The 21,019-nt window shown below is 72.4% G+C and carries 17 protein-coding genes and 1 pseudogene; 6 read left to right on the forward strand and 12 right to left on the reverse strand.

What is annotated here, in order from left to right:
* The 5 genes from gatC to SXIN_RS08635 form a co-directional block, all read right to left on the reverse strand.
* Entirely contained in the window at positions 1-297 is a 297-nt protein-coding gene (gatC, locus tag SXIN_RS08615; RefSeq protein ID WP_019709903.1) for an Asp-tRNA(Asn)/Glu-tRNA(Gln) amidotransferase subunit GatC, read from the reverse strand.
* 178 nt (positions 298-475) lie between these two features.
* Positions 476-2,878 carry a putative bifunctional diguanylate cyclase/phosphodiesterase gene (locus SXIN_RS08620; RefSeq protein ID WP_420341043.1) on the reverse strand — a complete coding sequence of 801 codons (2,403 nt, stop codon included), beginning with the start codon at positions 2,876-2,878 and terminating at the stop codon, positions 476-478.
* A gap of 255 nt (positions 2,879-3,133) precedes the next feature.
* Positions 3,134-5,341 (reverse strand): NAD-dependent DNA ligase LigA, encoded by a 2,208-nt coding sequence (ligA, locus tag SXIN_RS08625; RefSeq protein ID WP_019709905.1) that lies wholly within the window; start codon positions 5,339-5,341, stop codon positions 3,134-3,136.
* 155 nt (positions 5,342-5,496) lie between these two features.
* Positions 5,497-6,510 (reverse strand): methionine synthase, encoded by a 1,014-nt coding sequence (locus SXIN_RS08630; RefSeq protein ID WP_050930913.1) that lies wholly within the window; start codon positions 6,508-6,510, stop codon positions 5,497-5,499.
* Between the two features lie 178 nt (positions 6,511-6,688).
* The gene (locus tag SXIN_RS08635) at positions 6,689-7,378 is read right to left on the reverse strand and encodes an SDR family oxidoreductase (protein WP_019709908.1); all 690 of its coding nucleotides are present in this window, start codon (positions 7,376-7,378) and stop codon (positions 6,689-6,691) included.
* A gap of 168 nt (positions 7,379-7,546) precedes the next feature.
* Between SXIN_RS08635 and SXIN_RS08640 the strand changes: the two genes are divergently transcribed.
* Positions 7,547-7,912 (forward strand): DUF427 domain-containing protein, encoded by a 366-nt coding sequence (locus SXIN_RS08640; protein WP_019709909.1) that lies wholly within the window; start codon positions 7,547-7,549, stop codon positions 7,910-7,912.
* 69 nt (positions 7,913-7,981) lie between these two features.
* Here the strand turns inward: SXIN_RS08640 and SXIN_RS33135 are convergent, their stop codons facing one another.
* On the reverse strand, positions 7,982-8,350 hold the full coding sequence (locus SXIN_RS33135; RefSeq protein WP_019709910.1) for an ATP-binding protein: 369 nt from the start codon (positions 8,348-8,350) through the stop codon (positions 7,982-7,984).
* A gap of 560 nt (positions 8,351-8,910) precedes the next feature.
* Here SXIN_RS33135 and SXIN_RS08650 point away from each other — a divergent pair.
* A complete protein-coding gene (locus tag SXIN_RS08650) occupies positions 8,911-9,774 on the forward strand; it encodes a helix-turn-helix domain-containing protein (protein WP_039822167.1) in 864 nt (287 codons plus the stop codon).
* Positions 9,775-9,776: 2 nt separating this feature from the next.
* Positions 9,777-9,986 carry a DUF397 domain-containing protein gene (locus tag SXIN_RS08655; RefSeq protein ID WP_019709912.1) on the forward strand — a complete coding sequence of 70 codons (210 nt, stop codon included), beginning with the start codon at positions 9,777-9,779 and terminating at the stop codon, positions 9,984-9,986.
* 76 nt (positions 9,987-10,062) lie between these two features.
* Here the strand turns inward: SXIN_RS08655 and SXIN_RS08660 are convergent, their stop codons facing one another.
* The 4 genes from SXIN_RS08660 to mnmA form a co-directional block, all read right to left on the reverse strand.
* Positions 10,063-10,893, reverse strand: a complete 831-nt coding sequence (locus tag SXIN_RS08660) for an RloB family protein (RefSeq protein WP_019709913.1) — start codon at positions 10,891-10,893, stop codon at positions 10,063-10,065.
* Positions 10,890-12,182 carry an AAA family ATPase gene (locus tag SXIN_RS08665; protein WP_019709914.1) on the reverse strand — a complete coding sequence of 431 codons (1,293 nt, stop codon included), beginning with the start codon at positions 12,180-12,182 and terminating at the stop codon, positions 10,890-10,892. The genes SXIN_RS08660 and SXIN_RS08665 overlap by 4 nt, the downstream gene beginning before the upstream one ends.
* A gap of 176 nt (positions 12,183-12,358) precedes the next feature.
* Complete coding sequence (locus SXIN_RS08670; protein WP_019709915.1) at positions 12,359-12,595, reverse strand: DUF6247 family protein; 237 nt, start codon at positions 12,593-12,595, stop codon at positions 12,359-12,361.
* A gap of 16 nt (positions 12,596-12,611) precedes the next feature.
* Entirely contained in the window at positions 12,612-13,784 is a 1,173-nt protein-coding gene (gene mnmA, locus SXIN_RS08675) for a tRNA 2-thiouridine(34) synthase MnmA (protein WP_019709916.1), read from the reverse strand.
* Between the two features lie 285 nt (positions 13,785-14,069).
* On the opposite strand from mnmA, the gene SXIN_RS08680 reads away from it, so the two are divergent.
* Together SXIN_RS08680 and SXIN_RS08685 are read left to right on the forward strand one after the other, a co-directional pair.
* Entirely contained in the window at positions 14,070-14,834 is a 765-nt protein-coding gene (locus SXIN_RS08680) for an N-acetylmuramoyl-L-alanine amidase (protein ID WP_019709917.1), read from the forward strand.
* A 233-nt stretch (positions 14,835-15,067) separates the two neighbouring features.
* Positions 15,068-16,616, forward strand: a pseudogene (locus SXIN_RS08685) (cryptochrome/photolyase family protein).
* A gap of 121 nt (positions 16,617-16,737) precedes the next feature.
* On the opposite strand, the gene SXIN_RS08690 reads toward SXIN_RS08685, so the two are convergent.
* Together SXIN_RS08690 and SXIN_RS08695 are read right to left on the reverse strand one after the other, a co-directional pair.
* A complete protein-coding gene (locus SXIN_RS08690; protein ID WP_019709918.1) occupies positions 16,738-19,041 on the reverse strand; it encodes an ATP-binding cassette domain-containing protein in 2,304 nt (767 codons plus the stop codon).
* Positions 19,042-19,367: 326 nt separating this feature from the next.
* Positions 19,368-19,874 carry a CGNR zinc finger domain-containing protein gene (locus SXIN_RS08695; RefSeq protein ID WP_019709919.1) on the reverse strand — a complete coding sequence of 169 codons (507 nt, stop codon included), beginning with the start codon at positions 19,872-19,874 and terminating at the stop codon, positions 19,368-19,370.
* Positions 19,875-19,982: 108 nt separating this feature from the next.
* On the opposite strand from SXIN_RS08695, the gene SXIN_RS08700 reads away from it, so the two are divergent.
* Positions 19,983-20,885 carry an alpha/beta fold hydrolase gene (locus SXIN_RS08700; protein ID WP_019709920.1) on the forward strand — a complete coding sequence of 301 codons (903 nt, stop codon included), beginning with the start codon at positions 19,983-19,985 and terminating at the stop codon, positions 20,883-20,885.
* Positions 20,886-21,019 lie beyond the last annotated feature (134 nt).

Here is a 21,019-nt window from a genome sequence, read left to right on the forward strand (position 1 = left end):
TCAGTCCTCCCCCAGGATCTGCGGCACCTTGAAACGCTGCTGCTCCTGCGCGGGGGCTCCGGAAAGCGCCTGCTCGGGGGTGAGTGACGGGCGGACCTCGTCGGCGCGCATGACGTTCGTCAGCGGCAGGGGGTGCGAGGTCGGCGGTACATCCTCGTCGGCAACATCGGAAACGCGGGCGACCGCGCCGATGATCACGTCGAGCTGTCCGGCGAAGTGGTCGAGTTCTTCGTCCTTCAGCTCAAGACGTGACAGCCGGGCGAGGTGGGCGACCTCCTCGCGCGTGATGCCAGGCATTCAGCGATCCTCAGGGTTTGGTGTGTGGGTTATCCGCCCAATCCTATGGCGGTCGGCGGGTCCGGGGCGAAACCCCTTGGCGCGGGCCGCCGGACGGTGCCCGCGGGCCGGGTTCGGCAGGGCGCTCCGGGCGGGTGGCCGGGCGGCCGGGGACCGGTGCCGCCGGTGGCCCGGTGCGTCAGGTGACCCGTTGTTCCGAGGGGCGGTCGGAGCCCTCCGGCGGCACGCTCCTGCCGGCCGGGCGGCCGAGGCCCTGCGCGGGGCGGGGGCACTCGGTCCGTTCCGGGGTGGGCGAGGGAGCGGAGGCCGCGGCCAGTTCGGGACGGAGGGACTCCGGGCGGGCCGGTTCCGTACGGTGCGGCTCGGGGCGCGCCGGTTCGGGGCGTGAGGGGTCGTGGCGCGGCTCGGGGCGGGAGGGGTCGTGGCGCGGCTCCGGGCGGGCCGGTTCCCTGCGGGCGGGCGGCTCCGCGCGGAGCGAGGACTCGGGCCGCACCGGCAGCTCCGGGCGGACCGGCTCGGGGCGGACGGTGGGCTCGCCGCGCTGCCAGCCGCTCTCGCCCCGCAGCCGCAGCCAGGCCGTGGTCTCGTCCGGTGGCATCGCGGCGGCGACCAGCCAGCCCTGCACGGCGTCGCAGCCGAGGTCCCGCAGCCGCTCCCAGGTCTCGTCGTCCTCCACGCCCTCGGCGACGACGAGCAGTCCGAGGGAGTGGGCGAGGTCGACGGTGCAGCGGACGATCTCGGCGTCCTCGTTGTCGACGGCGAGCCGGGCCACGAAGGAGCGGTCGATCTTGAGCTCGCTGACCGGCAGCCGGCGCAGGTGCACCAGCGAGGAGTAGCCGGTGCCGAAGTCGTCGAGGGACATCTTGACGCCGTGCCCGGTGAGCCCGGCGAGGGTGTCCGCGGCACGCTGCGGGTCCTCCAGCAGAACGTGCTCGGTGATCTCCAGCTGGAGCGCGGACGGGGGGACGCCGTGCCGGGCGAGCCGGGCGGCGACCGAGCCGGCGAAGCCGGGGGTGTGCACGTCGCGCGGCGAGACGTTCACGGCGACCGGCACCATGAGGCCCTTGGCGCGCCAGGCGGCGACCTGGCGGAGGGCGGTCTCCAGGACGTACTCGGTCAGATGGGGCATCAGGCCGGAGGACTCGGCGATGGCGATGAACTCGTCGGGGCTGACCCGGCCGCGCTCCGGGTGCACCCAGCGCACCAGCGCCTCCAGCCCCCGCACCCGGCCGTCGAAGCCGACCTTCGGCTGGTAGTGCAGTTCGACGTCGCCGGCGTCCAGGGCGCGGCGCAGATCGCCGAGGAGACCCAGCCGGTCGGGGGTGTTGCCGTCACGTTTTGCCTCGTAGACCTCGCACCCGCTGCGGTCCCGCTTGGCCTGGTACATCGCCACGTCGGCGCGGCGCAGCAGGTCCTCGGCGTCCAGGGCGTGGTCGGGGAAGACGGCGACGCCGGCGCTGGCCTCCAGGACGAGGGTCAGCCCGTCGAGGTCGAGCGGCGAGCCGAGTTCGCCGACGAGCCGGCGGGCCGTGCGCTGGGCGCTGGTGGTGGAGTCGGCGACGGGCAGCAGGACGGCGAACTCGTCGCCGCCCAGACGGGCGGCCTCGGCGCCGGGCGGCAGGGCGAGCTTGAGCCGCTCGGCGATCTGCAGCAGCAGCCGGTCGCCCGCGAGGTGGCCGAGGGTGTCGTTGACGGAGCGGAAGCGGTCGAGGTCGATCAGGACCAGCGCGGCGCGGGCGCCGACGCGCTCGGCGTCGTCCAGCGCGGACCAGGTGCGCTCCAGCAGCCATTGACGGTTGGGCAGGCCGGTGAGCGGGTCGCGCAGCTGCTCCTCGGCGCGGGCGCGGGCGATCCACAGGGTGGAGTCGAGGGCGATCAGCGGAACGGAGAAGAGCGGGAGGAGGACGGGCATCTCGACGGCGACCACGCAGATCAGCGGGGCGATGCCGAGCAGGGCGACACCGACGAGCGCCTGCCGGACGAGGGCCGTCCGGGCGGCGCTGGGCAGGCCGTGCGTGCGGGGGGCCAGGCAGTACCAGAGGAGGACGCGGGTCACCAGGAGGTAGCTCAGGGCGGCCAGCACGAGTTCGGGCAGGACGAGGACGCCCCACTCGGAGGGCTCCCAGGGCCGTTCCACCGAGGGGGAGACGCCGAAGGCGGCGAGCACCAGGGCGGCGGCTCCGATGCCGAGGATGTCGACGGAGCCGTGGAGCAGCCCCTGTCTCCAGCGCTGGTGCCGGGCCGCGCTGACCAGGACGACCACGGCGAGGCTCACCAGGACGGCCGGTACCCAGCCGTAGAGCAGCAGCACGGCGAGGGTGAGGGCGGCGCCGGAACCGGTGCCGCCCCACCAGCGGTCGCGGCCGAGCGCCACGAGATGGCCCACGATGATGCCGGTGAGGACCGCGAGGGACCAGCCGGCGGCGCCGGTGGGGAACAGTGCCCTCCCGCCCAGCAGCACCCGGCAGACGCCGGCGGCCAGCGCGCACGCGGCCACGGCGACCGTGGCCGTCGGCAGCAGCGCGGGCGCGGTGGCCCGGCGTCCCCCTGACGCCGAGTCAGCGCTGTCGGTCGGTTTCATTCCCGTCCTCTCACAGCCGGCGGTGCCCGCCCCCGTCCGGGCCGGTCCGGGGTGGATCGTGGGCCGGACGCCCGGTGCCACCGGTCGCGGTACCGTCGCCCACGAGCTCCCACCACACGGCCGCGCACGGCGGGCGCACACCCTCAACAGTAGGCTGCCCGGCGCCTGGACGGGCAGCGATCCGCAGGGGTTGCCCGAATGCGGACCAGGCACACCGAAGCGTCTGGTATGCGCCGAACGGGTGTCATGTGACGGCTACTCGGCGGATGTCTGTGCGACGTCACGGGCCGCGTCGGGACCGTGTTCGAGCAGAACGGCGAACCCCTCCTCATCCAGCACGGGAACCTTGAGCTGGACCGCCTTGTCGTGTTTGGAGCCGGGGTTGTCACCTACCACGACGAAGGCCGTCTTCTTGGAAACGGAACCGGTGACTTTCGCTCCGCGGATCTGCAACGCCTCTTTCGCGCCATCTCTGGTGTGCGAGGAGAGCGTGCCCGTGACGACGACGGTGAGTCCCTCCAGCGGACGGGGGCCCTCGTCCCGGCCGGATTCCTCCGCCATCCGCACCCCGGCGGCCCGCCACTTCTCCACGATCTCGCGGTGCCAGTCCTCGGCGAACCACTGTTTGAGCGAGGCGGCTATGGTCGGCCCGACGCCCTCGGTGGCCGCCAGCTCCTCCTCGTCCGCCTCGGCGATCCGGTCCAGCGAGCGGAACTCGCGGGCCAGCGCCTCCGCCGCGACGGGGCCCACATGGCGGATGGAGAGGCCCGTGATGATCCGGGCCAGCGGGCGCTCCTTGGCCGCGGCGATGTTCTCCAGCATGGCGAGGGTGTTCTTCTTCGGCTCGCCCTTCTGGTTGGCGAAGAAGGTGACGACCTTGGGCTCGCCGGTCTTCGGGTCGCTCTTGGGCAGCCCGGTGTCCGGGTCGAGGACGTGCGACTTGATGGGCAGCAGCTGCTCCACCGTCAGGTCGAAGAGGTCGCCCTCGTCGCGCAGCGGCGGCTCGGCCGGCTCCAGCGGCTGGGTGAGCGCGGTGGCCACCACATAGCCGAAGTTCTCGATGTCCAGCGCCTTGCGGCCCGCCAGGTAGAACACGCGCTCGCGGAGCTGCGCGGGGCAGGTGCGGGCGTTGGGGCAGCGGAGGTCGATGTCGCCCTCCTTCATGGGGCGCAGCGGCGTGCCGCAGTCGGGGCACTCGGCGGGCATCACGAACTCCCGCTCGCTGCCGTCCCGCAGGTCCGTCACCGGGCCGAGGATCTCCGGGATGACGTCCCCGGCCTTGCGCAGCACCACCGTGTCCCCGATGAGCACGCCCTTGGCCTTGACCACCTCCTGGTTGTGGAGGGTGGCGAACTCGACCTCCGAGCCGGCGACGGTGACCGGCTCGACCACGGCGTAGGGCGTGACCCGCCCCGTGCGGCCGACGCCCACCCGGATGTCCACCAGCTTGGTGTTCACCTCCTCGGGCGCGTACTTCCAGGCGATGGCCCAGCGCGGGGCGCGCGAGGTGGAGCCCAGCCGGCCCTGGAGGGGCACCTCGTCGACCTTGACGACGACGCCGTCGATCTCGTGCTCCACGGAGTGGCGGTTCTCGCCGTAGTACGCGATGAACTCGCGGACCCCGGCGAGGGAGTCCACCACCCTGGCGTGCGGGGTGGTGGGCAGGCCCCAGGCGCTCAGCAGGTCGTACGCCTGCGACAGCCGGTCGATGGAGAAGCCCTCGCGGGCGCCGATGCCGTGCACCACCATGTGCAGCGGGCGCGTCGCGGTGATCTTGGGGTCCTTCTGGCGGAGCGAGCCGGCGGCGGCGTTCCGCGGGTTGGCGAACGGCGGCTTGCCGGCCTCCACCAGCCGGGTGTTGAGCTCGGTGAACCGCTCCATCGGGAAGAAGACCTCCCCGCGGATCTCCACCAGCTCCGGGATGTTCTCGCCGCTCAGCCGCTCGGGGACGTCCGCGATGGTGCGGACGTTGGGCGTGATGTCCTCGCCCGTGCGGCCGTCGCCGCGGGTGGCGGCCCGGGTGAGCCGGCCGTGCTCGTACGTCAGATTGACCGCGAGGCCGTCGATCTTGAGCTCGCAGAGGAAGTGGTAGTCCGTGCCGTCCAGCTCGCGCGCGATGCGGTCGCCCCAGGACTCCAGCTCCTCGTCGTCGAAGGCGTTGTCGAGGCTGAGCATCCGCTCGCGGTGCTCGACCTCGGTGAACTCCGTCTCGTACGCCCCGGACACCTTCTGGGTGGGCGACTCGGGGGTGCGCAGCTCCGGATGCTCCTCCTCCAGCGCCTCCAGGGAGCGCAGCAGCCGGTCGAACTCGGCGTCGCTGACGACCGGGGCGTCCTTCACGTAGTAGCGGAAGCGGTGCTCCTCGACCTCCTCCGCCAGCCGCTGGTGCCGCTCCCGGGCCTCCGGGGGCACCGTCGATCCCGTCTCCGCGACTGCCTGCACCGCCTGCTCTTCACCGGCCACCGTGCCGTCCTCCCGTCGCCGCCGTACGCCGCCCGCCCTGTGCGGTCGCCGCCTCTTCCCGCCGTGCCGTCATACGCCGTGCCGTGGTGCCGCCCGGGCCGTCGCGCCGTCCTTCCCCGCACCGCCCGGCCGTCCCCCGCACCGCGCCGCGGTCGTCACTCTGGGTTGTCCGCGAGCGACCTCGCCGCCCGGGCGCAGTGCGCCAGCGCCGAACGCGCGTAGGCCGGTGAGGCACCGGCGAGACCGCACGACGGGGTGACCGCCACGGACGTGGCGAGACTCCCCGGCGACAGCCCCAGCCTGCGCCACAGCGTTCTGACCCCCATGACACTAAGGGCAGGGTCTGACAACGCGGTGTCGGTGCCCGGCACCACTCCGGCGAAGAGCGCCGTCCCTCCCTCCACTGCTTCCCCGATCGGCTCCTCGTCACGCTCGGTGAGCAGCGAGAAATCGAACGAGATACCTGCCGCCCCCGCCCGCCGCAGCAGCGCGAAGGGCACGTCCGGCGCACAGGAGTGCACGATCACCGGCGCGCCACCGGCCGCCGCGAACACCTCGCGAAGCGCCCCCTCGACGACGGCCCGGTCCACGGCGTTGTAGGTGCGGTAGCCGCTGGCCGACCGCACCCGCCCGCTCAGCACCGGGGTCAGCGACGGCTCGTCCAGCTGGAGCACCACCTCGGCGCCGGGCACCCGCCGCCGCACCTCGGCGAGATGGCCGCGCAGCCCCTCGGCGAGCGAGGCGGCCAGGTCGCGGCAGGCCCCGGCGTCGCTCAGCACCGCCTCGCCGCCGCGCAGTTCCAGTCCCGTCGCGAGCGTCCACGGGCCGACGGCCTGCACCTTCAGCGAGCCCTCGAACCCCTGGGTGAACTCCTCCAGCGCGTCGAGGTCCTCCCCCATCCAGGAGCGCGCGCGCCGGGTGTCGCGGCCCGGGCGGTCGCTCAGCCGCCAGCCGCTGGGCTCGACGTGCGCGTACAGCTCGGTCAGCAGCCCGATGGTGCGGCCCAGCATGTCGGCGCCCGGGCCGCGGGCGGGCAGCTCCGGCAGATGCGGGAACGCCTCCAGCGATCCGGTGACCGTCTTCGCCGCCTCGCGCGCGTCGCCGCCCGGCATGGACCCGACCCCGGTCGCGGCCGCCGTACCCCAGATGAACCTGCTCTTCTCGCTCACGCGGTGAAGCGTACGAGACGACCCCTCGCGCGACGGGGGAGCCCGCGGCGGGCGGCGGGGGCGCGCGGACACCGGTTCCGGCCCGGCGGCGACTACGTCACCGGGGCGGGGCCGTGCGGACGGACGGCCCGGTGCGGGGCCCGGAGCGGACGGCCCCGCACGCCACGGCGTCCGGCGCTCAGTGGCCGGGGCGCACCGACAGGTCGGTGATCTCCGCGTCCCGGGGCAGAGTGAGCGCCGTGACGACGGTGGTGGCGACCGACTCCGCCGCGATCCAGCGCCCCTCCTCGTACGTCTTGCCCTCGTGCTGGTGGACCTTCGCCTGCATGGGCGTGGCGGTGCGGCCCGGGTAGACGGAGGTGACGCGTACGCCGTTGCCGTGTTCCTCGGCGCGCAGGGAGTCGGCGAGCGCCTTCAGCCCGTGCTTGCTGGCCGCGTACGCGGCCCAGTCCGGGTTGGCGCGCAGCCCGGAACCGGAGTTGACGAAGACGACATGGCCGCGGGACAGCCGGAGCTGCGGCAGCAGCAGCCGGGTCAGCTCGGCGGGCGCGACGAGGTTGACGGCGAGCTGCCGGTTCCACGCCTTGGGGGTCAGCTCGCCGACGGTGCCGAGCTCCACCACACCGGCGGAGTGGACGAGCGAGTCGAGCCGCTCCGGCACCTCCTGGTGGCTGAGCGCCCAGGACAGCTTCTCCGGGGCCGCGAGGTCACCGACGAGCATCCGTGCCCCGGGGAACGCCCGTTCCAGCTCCCGGGCCCGCCCGGCGTCCCGCGCCAGCAGCCACAGCTCGTCCCCGCGCTCGTCCAGCCGCCGCGCCACGGCGGCCCCGATGCCCGATCCGGCCCCTGTGATCAGATGTGCAGTCATGGGCCCCAGCTTGCCCCACGGGCGGCGGGACGATCATCTCCCGGCCGCGCCGTCCGGCCGCGTCACCGGCGGACCGCGTCACCGGCGGGGAAGGAAAGCGGGGGCGCGCTTGCTGTTCCCGGGAAGAGACGCCGGACCGGGCGACCGGACCATACGGGAGGGAACCTCGTGACCCCAGGACACCGCATCACGATCGAACAGGGCACCGAGCACGTCCGCGTCACGCACGCCGGACAGGTGCTGGCCGAGAGCCGCCGCCCGCTGCTGCTCCGCGAGACCGGCTGCCCGGTCCGCTACTACCTCCCGCCGGAGGACGTCCGGACGGACCTCCTCACCCCGTCGGACACCAGCACCCACTGCCCGTTCAAGGGCGACGCCTCCTACTGGTCCCGCCCGGAAGCCCCGGACCTGGTGTGGGCCTACCCGGACCCCAAGCCCGAAGTGGCGCGGATCAAGGACCACTTCTGCTTCTACGAGACGGAGGTCGTCACCGACGCTCCGGACGAGGACCGGCCCACGGGGCCGGCGGCCTGACCGTGCCGTACGGGTCCGGCCACGGCGGCTGAACCCGTACGGCAATCGCCGCGGCCGGGGGAACGCGCGTCAGGCCGCTAGCGCGGGTGCCTCCGGGGACGGCGGTCCGGCGCCGAGGATCAACTCGAACCAGATGCTCTTGCCGACGGAGCCCAGGGCCGGCTCCTCCGCACAGCAGTCGCCCCAGGCGTCGGCGAGCAGATCGAGGATCAGCAGCCCTCTCCCCCGCTCGGCGTCCGCCGCCACCGGCCCGACGGGCACCCGGGGCGCGGGGAACTCCGGGCACGGGTCGGAGACGCTGACCCGGAGGATCGGCGCCGCCCAGCGCAGCAGCACGGCGGCGGGGCCCTTGGAGTAGCGGACGGCATTGGTCGTCAGCTCGGAGGTCAACAGCTCGGCCCGGTCGGCCAGTTCACCGAGGTGGTGCGCGGTCAGCACGGCCCGCAACGTCGCCCGCGCGACTCCGGGACCGCGCGGGTCCCCGGGAAAGCGGAGGGCGTACTCCCACGGGCCGGCGAACGGAGTGGGCACCGGGTACGGGAGCGGGGGGACGGCCCCCGGGGTCTGCGGTGCTTGGACGGGGCGGGCTGAAAGGGGGAGTTGAGATTCGGGGTTCACGGGCACCTCCTTGTGCGGTGGCATGAGTGACGGCCTGCGCTCGCACGCGGTGTGGCCGGACTGCGACGCGCGCGCCACTCCATGGCGTCGAGGCGGCGCTGTACGGCCGTCGTCGGGTGTGGGTCTCTCCATGTCCCCCGGCGGCCCGGGTCGGGATTCGCCGTGGCCGCCTGCGGTGGCTCGCCGCCTGGCCTGGGCCCGTGGCCGACGGTGCGCTTCCGGTGGACGGGGATGGAGAGTTGGGCGGCGCGCCTCACACCGTAGAGCACTATCGACTCACTCATGAGTCAATGTCCCCGAACGAGTGAATATGAACTTCTTTCACTGGTATGCCGTTTCGACGGCCTGCCACACTGCATCGCACTCACGGGAGAGGACTCATGGCCGCACGAAACGCTCCAACCGGCCGCCAGCGCCGCTTGGCCACCGAACTCCGCCGCATGCGCGAGCAGGCAGGGATCTCCATCCAGGAAGCCGCCTCGATGCTGGGCGCGGACCGCACGATGATCTCCAACATCGAGGCCGGACGCACCACGGTCAGCGAGGACCGGGTCCGGCAGCTCACATGCCACTACAAGTGCCCGAACGAGGCGCTGGTGGACGCCCTGGCCGACATGGCGGCGAGCCGGCGCACCAAGCACTGGTGGACGGAATACCGGGGCAAGCTGCCCGACGGACACCTGGACGTATCCGAGCTGGAGCACTACGCCGTGCGCATCCGGACGGCGCAGACGGTGCACCTGCCGGGCCTGCTGCAGACGGAAGACCACGCCAGGGCCATCTTCGAGCTCACCGTGCCGAAGCTCCCCCGCCTGGACGTCGAACTCCGGGTTGCGCATCGCATGGCTCGCCAGAACGTGCTCGTGGGTGACAACCCCATGCCCTACACGGGCATCATTCACGAGGCTGCTCTGCGCCTGGAGTTCGGCGGTCGAGCCGTCGCCCGAGCCCAGCTCCGACGCCTGGCAGAGGCGGCGGAACAGCCCAACGTCACCTTGTTGGTCATCCCGTTCAGCGCCGGGGGCTTCCACGGAGCCGGGCAGTCGGTCCTGTACGCGGAGGGCCCCGTGCCAGAGTTGGACACGGTCCAGCTCGATACCGCCCTGGGAGCCAACTTTGTTGATGCGCCAACACCGTTGGCGAACTATCGTTCTCTGCTGGACCTCATGGAGCAGTCCGCGCTCTCTCCCGGCGATTCCCGGGAACTCATCCGCTCTCTGGCACACACGTTCCGAGAGGACTGACGGTGGACGGACTCGACTGGAAGCGCTCGTCATTCTGCGGCGGGGGCGGCAACAACTGTGTGGAGATCGCCATCTGCGACCAGGACAGCATGGCCGTCCGGGACAGCGTTCACCCGGCCCGGACCATCAGGGTGAGCCGAGCAGCGCTCACCACCTTCATCGCGGGGGTACAGAACGGAAAGGTGAATCGCCCGCCGGTCTCCCCCATCTGACGACCACGCGCCCAGCACAGTCAGCCCCGGCCCTCGCGTGGCGGTCGGCAGAAAGAAACTCGCGCTCCGCGGCTCGCTACCCTCTGCCCTCCACCACAGTTCCGAGGCCAAGGCTCGCCAGGAGCCGCCAGACGTCGGTGGACGGGTCGCGCTTCAGTGGATCGCATCCGGCGGCGTGCCCGGTGCGCTCGGTCCACTCGGCGTACTTCTCCCCTCCCTTGGCGGGGATCGGCTGGATCTTCCCGATGCGGTCCGCGGAGCAGCGGCCGCTGGGGCACGCCTTCACCAGCTTCCTGGCGTTGCGAACAGCAGTGGTCTCGCGGCCGAGGAGGGCATTTCCCCGCTCGTCGTTGAGGCCCTTGCCCCGGTCGCCGGACGCCTTGTCGTAGTCCTTGAAGCCCTTGGCGTCCCGGTGCCGGCGCAGTCTGTCCTTCACCTTCTCGTCGTGGCCGTGCTCCTGACTGGTCCAGTGCTGGAAGTGGAGCAGCAGCCACAATTCGAAGGACGGGTGCGACAGCGCCACTTGGACACCTCTGTCGGCGGCCAGTCGCATGGCATCGGGGATCTTCCGGTCACGGTTGTCGTCCGCGTCCCGGTCGAAGAGCGCCCACTTCTCGTCCTCCGGGCCGGCTTCCTTCAGCGTCTGCTGGACCGTTTCCACGGGGTCCAGGCCGTTGCCGTGCCCCGGGTGGCAGTACTTCAACCGAAAGCTTTTGTCCCGGCCGTAGGTCTTGTTCAGCAGGCTGATGTAGTCCGGCTCGGTCCTGGAGCCCTCGCAGGCCACGTAGACCACGCGGTTCGACTTGTCGCCGTACGAAGCGGGCGGACGGCGCAGCGCGTGAGACGCCCCACTCCGGTCCCGGCGGCGTCTGTCGCGCTTGTCCTGTGCCCTGTCCCCCTTGCTCACGCTGTCGCCTTCAGCTCCTCCGCGAAGCGGACCGCTTCCCTCGCGATCTCCCCGGCAGTCAGTCGAGGGATACCACCGTAGTGGCCGTGAAGATACCGGCGTTCCAGGTTGTCGTCCTTACGGGCCTTGCGCGCCGCAGTGAGCGGGTACAGCTCACTCTCCCCGATGCCGCTCTTGTGCGTGATCCAGACCTGATCGCGATCCAGCGGGCGCTCCACCACGGACGGCCCGAGCAGGGTCGCGTCATGTGTGGTGAAGACGAGTTGGGCGTCGTGCGGATTGGCCTCGCGGTCCTGGAAGAGGCGGATCACCTCGGCCGCCAGCAGGGGGTGAAGGCTGGAGTCGAGTTCGTCGACGAGCATGACGCCGCCCTGGTCGAGGAAGTGCAGCAGCGGGCCGAGGAAGGCGAACCAGGCGTGGGTGCCGAGGGATTCCTGGTCCGCGAAGTCCATGGGCTGTTCCGAACCGTCCGCCGCCCGGTGCAGTAGTTGCAGTTCACCGGTCTCGGGATCGGTGGTGAGGCCCGTGATGCCCAGGTCCGCGACGGCCAGCATGCGCGCGATGCGTTCCCGCAGTCTCTTGTCGTCCCCAGCGGCTCCGGTGAGGAGTTCGCGAGTCCAGCGCGTGCGGGCGGAGAGGTCGTCTCCGGGAGCCAGCAGCCAGACGTTTTCGCTGAACCACCGGTGCACGGCGGCGAGCTGGGGATGGTTGAGGGTGGCACCGACGGTGAGGAACAGCGCGTTCGGCCGGGTGCTCTCGGCCAGTTCTTCCTTGCGGCCCTTGAGGCCCGTACCGGGGAATCTGAACTCGCCGCCCTCTTCCTCCGGTCGTCCGGCCTCGCGGTCGAACCACACCTGGCGGCGGCCGGAGGGGTAGGCGTGCAGCCACTCCGCCTCGACCCGTTCGTCCGACAGCTCAAAGCCGTAGGTGTAACGCACCCGCCTGCCGCGCGGGCCCAGCAGCAGCTCGACCTCGAAGAGACTCGTCTCCTCGCGCGCCTCCGGGTCGAGCGCGAAAGGTTCACGCGGGACCCGCTCCGGGTGTTTGCCCCAGTCGGCGAAGGATTCCCGTACCGCGCTGCGCATGAAGCGCAGGGCGCTGAGGGTGTTCGACTTACCCGAGGCATTCGCCCCGAAAATGCCGACCACGGGCAGCACTGAGACCGGCTTGCCATCCACCCGGGCACCGGTGTCGCGCTCCGTGCCCTCGTTGAACTCCGTGGCCACCAGCGACAGCTCTTGCTCGGTCCGGATCGAGCGGTGATTGGCCACCCTGAAGCTGAGCAGCACGGCCGACCTCCTCACAGGGCGGTGATTCCCAATGCCCGTCTTGGGATCTCCTCTGCGGGTTACCCGCACAGAACAGCCTATGACGCCCCGTCCTCGCACGCCAGAATACTCATCGGGGCTCGCGGTTCATTCGGTGCCGACCGGCAGCGCGGCGAGCTCGCGGCCTCGCTTCGGCGTTACGGAGCGGTCGCCTCTCCGTGGTCCTCGTCGGGCAGCGGGCGAGTGAGCTGAGCCGTCAGCTCGGGGTCGGCGAGGATGCGCGCGGTCGCCCGCCACTCAGCGACGACCCGGTGGAGGTTGGCGTGGACATCCGGATATGCCGCGTCGTCCGCAGCCCGGGTCAGCTCCTGCACGAACTGCCGTACCTCGTCGGCCGACAGATGACGGGTCCACGGAAGGGCCGAGGGCGTCACCGGCAGGACTCCCCCCTCAGCCTCGCGCGGCCGCCGGCTCGCGGCGGCGTTCCGTCGTGGCGATGGTCGCCGAGCCGACGACCCGGGTGCCGTCGTAGAGGACGATCGCCTGGCCCGGGGCCACGCCGCGGACCGGCTCGGTGAAGGTCACCCGGAGTTCCGGGGCCCCCTCGGCGTCCTCGGCCGGCTCCGCCGTCACCGGCGTCTCCTCGCCGTGGGCGCGGAGCTGGGCCGTGTACGTGCCCGGGCCCGCCGGGGGCTCGCCGCACCAGCGGGGCCGGATCGCCGTCAGCGCGGTGACGTCGAGCGCCTCCTGCGGGCCGACCGTCACCGTGTTGTTGACCGGCGAGATGTCCAGGACGTAGCGCGGCTTTCCGTCCGGGGCCGGGACGCCCAGGCGCAGGCCCTTGCGCTGGCCGATGGTGTAGCCGTAGGCGCCCTGGTGACCGCCGAGCCGGTTGCCGTCCTCGTCGACGATGTCGCCCTCGGCGGTGCCCAGGTGCCTGGCCAGGAAGCCCTGGGTGTCGCCGTCGGCGATGAAGCAGATGTCGTGGCTGTCGGGCTTCTTCGCGACGGCCAGACCGCGGCGCTCGGCCTCGGCCCGGATCTCGTCCTTGGTGGTGAGGGTGTCGCCCAGCGGGAACATGGCGTGGGCGAGCTGGCGCTCGTCGAGGACGCCGAGCACATAGCTCTGGTCCTTGGCCTCGTCGGAGGCGCGGTGCAGCTCCCGGCCGCCGTCCTCGCGGGTGACGACGGTGGCGTAGTGGCCGGTGCAGACGGCGTCGAAGCCCAGGGCGAGGGCCTTGTCCAGCAGCGCCGCGAACTTGATCTTCTCGTTGCAGCGCAGGCAGGGGTTGGGCGTGCGCCCGGCGGCGTACTCGGCGACGAAGTCGTCGACCACGTCCTCGCGGAAGCGCTCGGCCAGGTCCCAGACGTAGAACGGGATGCCGATGACGTCGGCGGCCCGGCGCGCGTCGTGGCTGTCCTCGATCGTGCAGCAGCCCCTGGCCCCGGTGCGGAAAGACTTCGGGTTGGCCGACAGGGCGAGGTGGACGCCGGTGACGTCGTGGCCCGCCTCGGCGGCACGGGCGGCGGCGACGGCGGAGTCGACACCGCCGGACATGGCGGCGAGGACCCGCAGCCGGGTGCCGTCGCGGGGAGTGGTGGGTGCGCCGGGGAAATCGTTCATAGCGCTACCAGCGTACGGGCCCGGGGCGCCCGGCCCCAACGCGATACGGGGCCGGCCCCGGTGCGGTACGGGAACGCGGGTCGGGGCCGTTCCGCCCCGTCCGCCGGGGACCGGCCGGAAACGGACGGAGAGGGCCGGAAACCACCCCTCCGGAACAGGGGGCACCGGCCACCCGTTGAGCACAGAACAACCCAGCGCACGAAGAAGCGATTCCCCGAGCAACCCCGAGGCCCCGGGCGCGGTCCGTGCCACCGAGGGGTACCCAGCGAGCACAAGAGGTCGCGGATGGAAGCACAGCAGTCGCGCCGGTCCGATCCGCCGCAGCAGCGGGAGCCCCGGCAGGAGCAGCAGGTGCCGGAGCCCCGCCGGGAGGAGCGCACGGCGGAGCGACGCCGGGGCGTCAGCCGGCGCGCCCTGCTCATCGGCGGCGCGACGGTGGGCCTCGGCGCGGCCGGCTATCTGGCCGTGGACGGCTCGAACTGGTGGTACCGCGTCCCCGGCGTCAACCGGCCCCGCAAGGAGGGCGAGGTCGACCACCCGGGTGCCGAGTGGATACCGGCCTCGTCCGCGAACTGGCGGATGGCCGACCGGCCGTACGACTACACCATCGACCGGGTGGTGATCCACACCATCGAGGGCGACTACGCCGTGGGCCTGAAGGTCTTCCAGGACCCCGGGCACGGCGCCGCCGCGCACTACGTGGTGCGCACGGAGGACGGGCACGTGGCGCAGATGGTGCGCGAACTGGACGTGGCCTACCACGCGGGCAACCGCTCCTTCAACGAGCGCAGCATCGGCATCGAACACGAGGGCTTCGCGGGGCGCGCCGACTCCATCACCGACGCCACCTACCGCGCCTCGGCGGAGCTGACGGCCGGGATATGCGACCGGTACGGGCTGCCGAGGGACCGCGAGCACATCGTCGGCCACGTCGAGGTGCCCGGCACCGACCACACCGATCCCGGGCCGCACTGGGACTGGGACCGCTATATGCGCTTCGTCAGCGCCGTCCCCGCCACCCGCGCGGAGGAGCGCGAGGACGGGGCGTAACGGACGCGGGCGGTGGGAGAGCCTTGCCCGGTGGAGGCCGCCGCGCGGGCCGCAGCGGGGGCGGCGGGCCTGCGGACAACGTGTACGGCGCCTCCCCGCGGCACCGCGTGCCGGCTCGGCCGGGCGAGGTGCCGCGCCCCTTTCCGGCGACGTCCCCGCCACGGAGGCCGTGCCACGACGCCATGCCACGGCAGCCTCCTTGACCGGCTTCCGGAATCGACCACTATGAGGCGGTGAGTACCGCATCACGGGATGAACCCGGTTACCACTGGCTCTTCGGGGACCAGCTCGGCCCGCACTTCCTCCCCGGGGGCCGGACCCGGCTCAGCCCCCGCCCCCGGCCCCGGCGGGAAGATCGTCATGATCGAGAGCCGGTCGGTCTTCCGCCGCCGCCGCTTCCACCGGGCCAAGGCGCATCTCGTCCTCTCCGCCATGCGGCACCGCGCCGCCGAACTCGGCGACCGCGTGCGCTACATCCGGGCCGGGACCTACCGCGAGGGCCTGGCCCGGGCCACCGGCGGCGCGCCCGTGACCGTGCACCATCCGACCTCCCACGCCGCCCTGCGGTTCGTGCGCTCCCTGGAGCAGGTCACCGTCCTCCCGGCGCGCGGCTTCCTGGTCTCCGCCGGGCAGTTCGCCGACTGGACGGGCGCCGGCCCGGAGGGTCCGGCTCCGGACCGGGTCCGGATGGAGGACTTCTACCACCGCGTACGGCGCGAGCTCCGGCTGCTGATGGACGGTGACGAGCCCGCCGGAGGGCGCTGGAACCTCGACTCCGAGAACCGCGAGCCGCCGCCCCGCCGGGATTCCCTGCCCGTCCCCCGCCCCTACCTCCCCCGCGAGGACGCCGTGGACGAGGAGGTCCGCCGCGACCTCGACCGGTGGGAGGCCGACGGCGAGGTCTCCTTCACCGGCCGCGACGGCCCGCGGCTCTTCCCCGCCACCCGCGCCGAAGCCCTGCGCGCGCTGCGGCGCTTCACGGAGAAGCGGCTGGGGAGCTTCGGACCCTGGGAGGACGCCGTCCTGTCCGGCGACTGGGCCATGAGCCACAGCCTGCTCTCCCCCGCGCTCAACCTCGGCCTGCTCCACCCGGCCGAGTGCGTGGCGGCCGCCGAGGACGCGTACCGGTCGGGGGCGGTCCCGCTCAGCTCCGCCGAGGGCTTCGTCCGCCAGATCGCCGGCTGGCGCGAGTACATGTGGCATCTGTACTGGAGCCTCGGTGACGACTACCGGCACAGCAACGCCCTGGGCCACCACCGGCCCCTGCCGGGCTGGTTCGCGGACCTCGACGCCGGTGCCGTCACCGCCCGCTGCCTGGCCACCGCGCTCACCGAGGTGCGGGACCGCGCCTGGACCCATCACATCCCCCGGCTGATGATCCTGGGCAACTGGGCCCTGCAGCGGGGATGGGATCCCCTGGCCGTCACCGACTGGTTCCACCGCTCTTTCGCCGACGGCTACGACTGGGTGATGCTGCCGAACGTCATCGGGATGTCCCAGTACGCCGACGGGGGCCGCATCACCACCAAGCCCTACCTGTGCGGCGGTGCGTACATCAACCGCATGAGCGATCTCTGCGGGGACTGCGCCTACCGGCCCAACCGGCGGACGGGTGAGCGGGCCTGCCCCGTCACGGCCGGTTACTGGTACTTCCTGGAGCGGCAGCGGCCGCTGCTGGAGGGCAACCCCCGGATCGCCCGGTCGCTGCACGGCCTGGACCGCCTCACGGATCTGCCCGAGGTCGTACGGCAGGAGGAAGCGCGCGGGGACGCGGCCCCGTAGCACGGGGGCCGGAGGCCGCGCCGGCCCGGGACCCGGCAGGGCCGGGGCCCGAGGCGGACCGGGGCCGGAACCGTCCACCCGGCTCGGCCCCGGCCCCGCCCCAGCGGCCGCGCCGGTGTCCCTATCCGGCCGCGCCGACGTACGACCGCAGGTGCCGGGCGGTCAACGTGTCCCCCTTCTCGACGAGTTCGGCCGGGGTCCCCTCGAAGACGATCCGGCCGCCGTCGTGGCCGGCGCCGGGGCCCAGGTCGATCAGCCAGTCGGCGTGGGCCATCACGGCCTGGTGGTGTTCGATGACGACGACCGTGTTGCCGTCGTCCACGAGCCGGTCGAGCAGGGCCAGCAGCTGGTCCACGTCGGCCAGGTGGAGTCCGGTCGTCGGCTCGTCGAGGACGTAGGTCGTGCCCTTCCCGGACATGTGGACGGCGAGTTTCAGCCGCTGCCGCTCGCCTCCGGACAGGGTGTTCAGCGGCTGGCCGAGGCGCACGTAGTCCAGGCCGACGTCGGCGAGCCGGCCGAGGACGGTGCCGGCCTGGCCGGTGGTGAAGAAGGCGCGGGCCTCGCCCACCGGCATCTCCAGGACCTCGCTGATGTTCTTGCCCCGCAGGGTGTAGGAGAGCACCTCGGGGGTGAACCGTTTGCCCTCGCACTTCTCGCAGACGGAGGCCACCCCGGCCATCATCGCGAGGTCGGTGTAGACCAGCCCGATGCCGTTGCAGCCCGGGCAGGCCCCCTCGGAGTTGGCGCTGAACAGCGCCGCCCGGACCCCGTTGGCCTTGGCGAAGGCCTTGCGGATCGGGTCGAGCAGCCCCGTGTACGTGGCCGGGTTGCTGCGGCGCGAGCCGCGGATCGGCGACTGGTCCGCGACGACGACCCCCTCCCGCCCCGGCAGCGATCCGTGGATCAGCGAACTCTTGCCCGAACCGGCGACACCGGTGACGACCGTCAGCACGCCCAGCGGGATGTCCACGCTGACGTTCTTCAGGTTGTGCCGGTCGGCGTCCTTGACCGGCAGGTGCCCGCGCGGGGTGCGCACGGTCTCCCGCAGCCGCGCCCGGTGGCCCAGATACCGTCCGGTGAGCGTGGACGAGGCGCGCAGCCCGGCCACGTCGCCGCTGTAGCAGACCTCTCCCCCGGCCGTTCCGGCCCGCGGCCCGAGGTCGACGACGTGGTCGGCGATCGCAATCACCTCGGGCTTGTGCTCCACGACGAGCACGGTGTTGCCCTTGTCGCGCAGCCGCAGCAGCAGATCGTTCATCCGCTGGATGTCGTGCGGATGGAGCCCGATGGTGGGTTCGTCGAAGACGTAGGTGACGTCGGTGAGGCTGGAGCCGAGGTGCCGGACCATCTTCACCCGCTGGGCCTCGCCGCCGGAGAGGCTGGCGGAGGTGCGGTCCAGGCTGAGATATCCCAGGCCGATCTCCACCAGGGAGTCCAGCAGTTGCCGCAGCCCGGCCAGCAGCGGGGCGACGGACTCGTCCTCGATGGTCCGCACGAAGTCGGCCAGATCGCTGATCTGCATCGCCGAGCAGTCGGCGATAGTGCGTCCGCCGATCTTCGAGGACAGCGCGGCGGCATTGAGGCGGGCGCCGCCGCAGTCGCGGCAGTCGGCGAAGACCACGGCACGGTCCACGAAGGCCCGGACGTGGGACTGCATCGAGTCCCGGTCCTTGGCGAGGAGGGTCCGCCGGATGCGCGTCACCAGCCCTTCGTAGGTGACGTTGCTGTTCCCCATCTTGATCTTGGTGGTGGGCTTGTACAGCAGGTCGTCCCACTCCCGTGGGGTGAACTCGCACAGCGGCTTGGCGGGGTCGTAGAGGCCGGAGCCCGCCATGACCTGCTGGTACCACGAGCCCGGGGAGAACCCGGGGGCGGTGATCGCCCCCTCGTCGAGGGAGCGGTCGCGGTCCAGGATCTCGTCGACGTCGATCTCCGTGACCTGGCCGAGCCCCTCGCAGGCGGGGCACATGCCCTCGGCGCTGTTGAAGCTGAAGGCGGTCGAGGTGCCGATGTGCGGGGTGCCGAGGCGGCTGAAGACGATCCGGAGCATCGCGTGGGCGTCGGTCGCGGTGCCCACCGTGGAGCGGGAGTTGGCGCCCATCCGCTCCTGGTCGACGACGATGGCGGCGCTGAGATGGTGCAGGCCGTCGACGTCGGGGCGGCCCACGCTGGGCATGAACCCCTGGACGAAGGCCGAGTAGGTCTCGTTGATCAGCCGCTGCGACTCGGCGGCGATGGTGCCGAAGACGAGAGAGGACTTCCCCGAGCCGGAGACTCCGGTGAAGACGGTGAGGCGGCGCTTGGGGAGGTCCAGGGAGACGTTCTTGAGGTTGTTCTCCCGGGCCCCGCGGACCTGGATGGTGTCGTGGCTGTCGGCGGCGTGCGGCCTCGTGGGACTGGTGGAACTGGTGGGATCGGAGTGCATCCGGCTTTCCCTCGCTGTGGATCGGGAGCGTGGCGTCGTGACGGTGCCCGTCCTCCGCGGGCCGGCCGCGGACGCCGGTGCGCGGGCGCGGGACCGTGCCCGGCACCGGCCGGGTTTGCCCGGGGGACGGGAAACTCCGTACAGCGTACGCGGAGGGGTACGGCGGAGGGATCCGTTCCGGTGCGATCCCGCCCTCCCGCACCCCGGGGAGAACCGGAACGGGCCGGACGGGGCACACCCGAACCCGGGCAGGGGACGAAGAGGCCAACGAGCGGACCCCGGGCGGGAGTCCGGCCCCCGTGCGGGCGTCGGCCCGCCGCAGCGCCCTACTCGGCTCGCGGGGTCTCCCGCACCCGGGCCTGGTGCCGGCGGGCCTTGAGCCGGTTCCCGCAGGTCTTCATCGAGCACCACCGTGCGGTGTTGGCACGGCTGCGGTCCAGGAGGAAGAGGCGGCATTCGGGGTTCCCGCACGGCCGCAGACGGCCGGGCATGCGCTCCTTGACGTCCGCCCAAGCGAGCACGAGCTCCACGGCGAGCCTGCGCTCCGGCGGCACCTCCAGGTGCCACTCGACGCCCGACGCGCCGGCCCGCGGGACCTTGCGGGCGCCCGCGAGGACCCGGCCCAGACGGGGCTCCGCCGGCGCACCCGACACGACCGCCTGGAGCGCGTCCCGGGCGGTGCGCAGCCACCGGCGCTCCTCGTCACCGCCGAGACCCCCGTGCTCCCGCGCCCACCTGTCCAGCTCGCGGTCGTCACGCCACAGGTCCCGGCGTCGCCCATCCGCCACAGGCGTGCTGTTCAGCGCCTCCAGCAGGGCCTGGTCGTCCAGCACGGGTCTCACCTTTCCAGCTAACTCCCTCAAGTGGTTTGACAGGTTACCCCACGCGGGGTCTACTGAACGCCGAGCGGTAACCACCACACGACATCTAAGGGGTTAGATATGGTTGAGATCCGCCATCAGTACGCGACCGTGCGGGGACATCGCGTCTTCTACCGCGAGGCAGGGGCCCGCGAGGCCCCCACACTCGTCCTCCTGCACGGATTCCCCACCAGCTCCCGCATGTTCCGCCACCTCATCCCGGCACTGGCCGACCGGTTCCACGTCATCGCCCCCGACCACCTCGGCTTCGGCAACTCCGATGCCCCGCCCGCGGACGCGTTCACCTACACCTTCGACTCCCTGACCGACATCACCGAGGCCCTGCTGGCCCGGCTCGGCGTCACCCGCTATGCCGTGTACGTCCAGGACTACGGGGCCCCCATCGGCTGGCGGCTCGCCCTGCGTACCCCGGACGCGGTCACCGCGGTGATCACACAGAGCGGCAACGCCTACGAGGACGGCTTCGTACCGGATTTCTGGGCGCCCCTCTGGGCGTACGGCGAGAATCCGGGCCCCCGGACCGAACCCGCCGTCCGTACCGCCCTCTCGCTCGACGCCATCCGCTGGCAGTACCTGCACGGAGTGGACCGGCCCGAGCTGGTCGACCCCGACACCTGGGCCGCCGATCACCGCGAGGTCAGCCGGCCGGGCAACGATCTCGTGCAACTCGCCCTGTTCCGCGACTACGCCGGCAACCGGCCCCTCTACCCGCGGGTGCACGCCTACTTCCGGGAACGCCGGGTTCCGCTCCTCGCGGTCTGGGGCGCGGGCGACGAGATCTTCGGCCCGGACGGAGCGCGCGCCTTCGCCCGGGATCTGCCGGACGCGGAGATCCGTCTGGTCCCCGGAGGCGGGCACTTCCTGCTCGAAAGCCACCTGGACACCGTGGCCGGGTATATCCGCGGGTTCCTGACCGTCGCCGCGTCGCGGCATGAAGTCAGCGAAGAGTCCCAGGGCGGGTGAACCGGCTGTTCGGAACCGGGGTCCGGCCGGGACACGCGGCTCCGCCCGACGGTGCGGTGACCGGCCGGCCACGAGGCCGGGCACACCGGCCTCACGTTCAGCCGTCCGTGCCGCCACCGCCCCGGCCGGCGGAC

This window comes from Streptomyces xinghaiensis S187 (genome assembly GCF_000220705.2).
GTDB classification, from domain to species: Bacteria; Actinomycetota; Actinomycetes; order Streptomycetales; family Streptomycetaceae; genus Streptomyces; species Streptomyces xinghaiensis.